The sequence below is a fragment of the Streptomyces sp. genome, assembly GCF_050698815.1.
Classification (GTDB): domain Bacteria; phylum Actinomycetota; class Actinomycetes; order Streptomycetales; family Streptomycetaceae; genus Streptomyces.
The window spans coordinates 1-2,055 of the sequence record NZ_JBOHCV010000437.1; the positions used below are offsets into that span (position 1 = coordinate 1).

At 69.9% G+C, this 2,055-nt stretch carries 2 protein-coding genes; both read left to right on the forward strand.

Going from position 1 to position 2,055, the window contains the following annotated elements; all coding sequences use genetic code 11:
- The first annotated feature begins 206 nt into the window (after positions 1 to 206).
- Entirely contained in the window at positions 207 to 1,514 is a 1,308-nt protein-coding gene (locus tag ACRDP3_RS15920; protein ID WP_431517607.1) for an MFS transporter, read from the forward strand.
- 9 nt (positions 1,515 to 1,523) lie between these two features.
- A partial coding sequence (locus tag ACRDP3_RS15925; protein WP_431517608.1) for a proteasome accessory factor PafA2 family protein occupies positions 1,524 to 2,055 on the forward strand: 532 nt, incomplete at its 3' end.

Here is a 2,055-nt window from a genome sequence, read left to right on the forward strand (position 1 = left end):
GATGTGTCCTCTGCCGCTGCGGGTCCGGGGGAGGGGGTCGGGCGCGGCCGGGCCGCGGCGCCGGGCCGCCGGGTGCTCGCCATTCCTGCGCTCCTTCCCCGCCCCTGGCAGCGTGCCCGGAGTGGACCGTGGGTCAGCGACATGGTACGTATTACCTCGCCAGTTATACGTACAACGTGCCGGAGTGACGCGGAGGGGAGCCAGCGATGGCGACGGGCTATGCCGAACTGCTCCGCGCCCGGCACGCCGTGCGGCTGCTCGTGGGCACGCTCATCGGGAGGCTTCCCAACGCCACGGCCGCACTGGTGATCGTCCTGTTCACCCGGGCTGAAGGCGGTGGCTACACGCTCGCGGGTGTGCTGTCCGCCGTCTACGGACTCGCGACCGCGGTCGGGCAGCCGCTGCTGGGACGGCTCGTCGACCTCTACGGGCAGCCGCGCGTGATGTTCCCGGCCGCACTGCTCTCGGCACTTGGCATGGCGCTGTTCGCGCTGGTGGGCATCGACCCCGTCACGGTGGCTGCCGTTGCGGTGCTGCTCGCCGGAGTCGCCACGCCGCCGCTGGAGGGCGGCTTGCGAGCGCTGTGGCCGGGTGTGCTCAAGGGCCCCGAGAAGGTGCACAGAGCGTACGCACTGGACGCCGTGGCCCAGGAAGTGATGTTCGCCGTGGGGCCGCTGCTGGTGACCCTGATCGTCGCCTACTGGAACGAGGCGGCCGCACTGCTGGTCATCAACGGGCTCGGGGTGTTCGGCGCGCTCTCGGTCGTTGTCTCGCCCCCTTCCCGTACATGGCGCTCCGCACCGCGCGAAGCTCACTGGCTGGGCGCGCTCCGCTCGGCGGGGCTGCTCGCGCTGCTCGGCACCTTCTTCTTCGTCGGGCTCGCGCTCGGCGCCATCGCCGTCGCCGCCGTCAGCTACGCGGACGACCACGGAGAAGCACTCATCTCCAGCTATCTGCTCTCGGCGCTGGGCTTCGGCGCGCTCGTCGGCGGTGTCGTCTACGGGGCGCGGCACTGGGCAGGAGCGCCGGAGCGGCGGCTGATCTGGCTTGTTCTCGCCCTCGCCGCGGGATACATGCCGCTGGTTCTGGTGCCCGGCGTGGTCGCGATGACCGCGCTGGCGGGCCTCTCGGGTGTCTTCCTTGCCCCGGCTCTGGCTTGTGCGTTCGTGGTCGTGGACCGGCACGCTCCGTCCGGCACCGTCACCGAGGCCTTCTCCTGGCTGGTCACAACCTTCGGAGTGGGTGCCGCGGCGGGAACGGCCGTGGTGGGGCCCGTCATCGAGCGGGGCGGCGCCTCGGCCGGGTTCGCGGTCGTGGGTGCCGGAGGCGTCGTGGCACTGCTGGTGCTGCTGCTGACGAAACGTGCTCTTTCGGCGGTCTCTCCGGGGTCCCGCTCTGCTCCCGTCGCGGGGCTCGCCGCAGGTCCTGGCCCTGCGTCAGCCCCGGTCACGGCGACGGAAAATGATCGCAACGGTGCCGCCGAACCCGGTTTCAGAACAGGCCGTCAGGCGTAATGTTCAGTCATGGACCGCCGAATCTTCGGGCTTGAGAACGAGTACGGCGTCACGTGTACGTTCCGGGGACAGCGCAGGCTGTCCCCCGACGAAGTGGCGCGGTACCTCTTCCGCCGTGTCGTGTCATGGGGCCGCAGCAGCAACGTCTTTCTGCGGAACGGCGCCCGCCTCTACCTGGACGTGGGTTCACACCCGGAGTACGCGACTCCCGAGTGTGACAACGTGACCGAGCTGGTCACGCACGACAAGGCGGGCGAGCGCATCCTTGAGGGCCTTCTCGTCGACGCCGAACGCCGCCTGCACGAGGAAGGAATCGCGGGCGACGTCTACCTCTTCAAGAACAACACCGACTCGGCGGGCAACTCCTACGGCTGCCACGAGAACTATCTCGTGGCCCGGCACGGGGAGTTCTCTCGGCTGGCGGACGTACTCATCCCGTTCCTCGTCACCCGGCAGCTGGTGTGCGGTGCGGGCAAGGTCCTGCAGACGCCGCGCGGTGCGGTCTTCTGCGTCAGCCAGCGCGCCGAGCACATCTGGGAGG

Coding starts and splice junctions, on each gene's coding strand:
- ACRDP3_RS15920 (WP_431517607.1), top strand. CDS start 207: ATGGCGACGGGCTATGCCGAACTGCTCCGCGCCCGGCACGCCGTGCGG.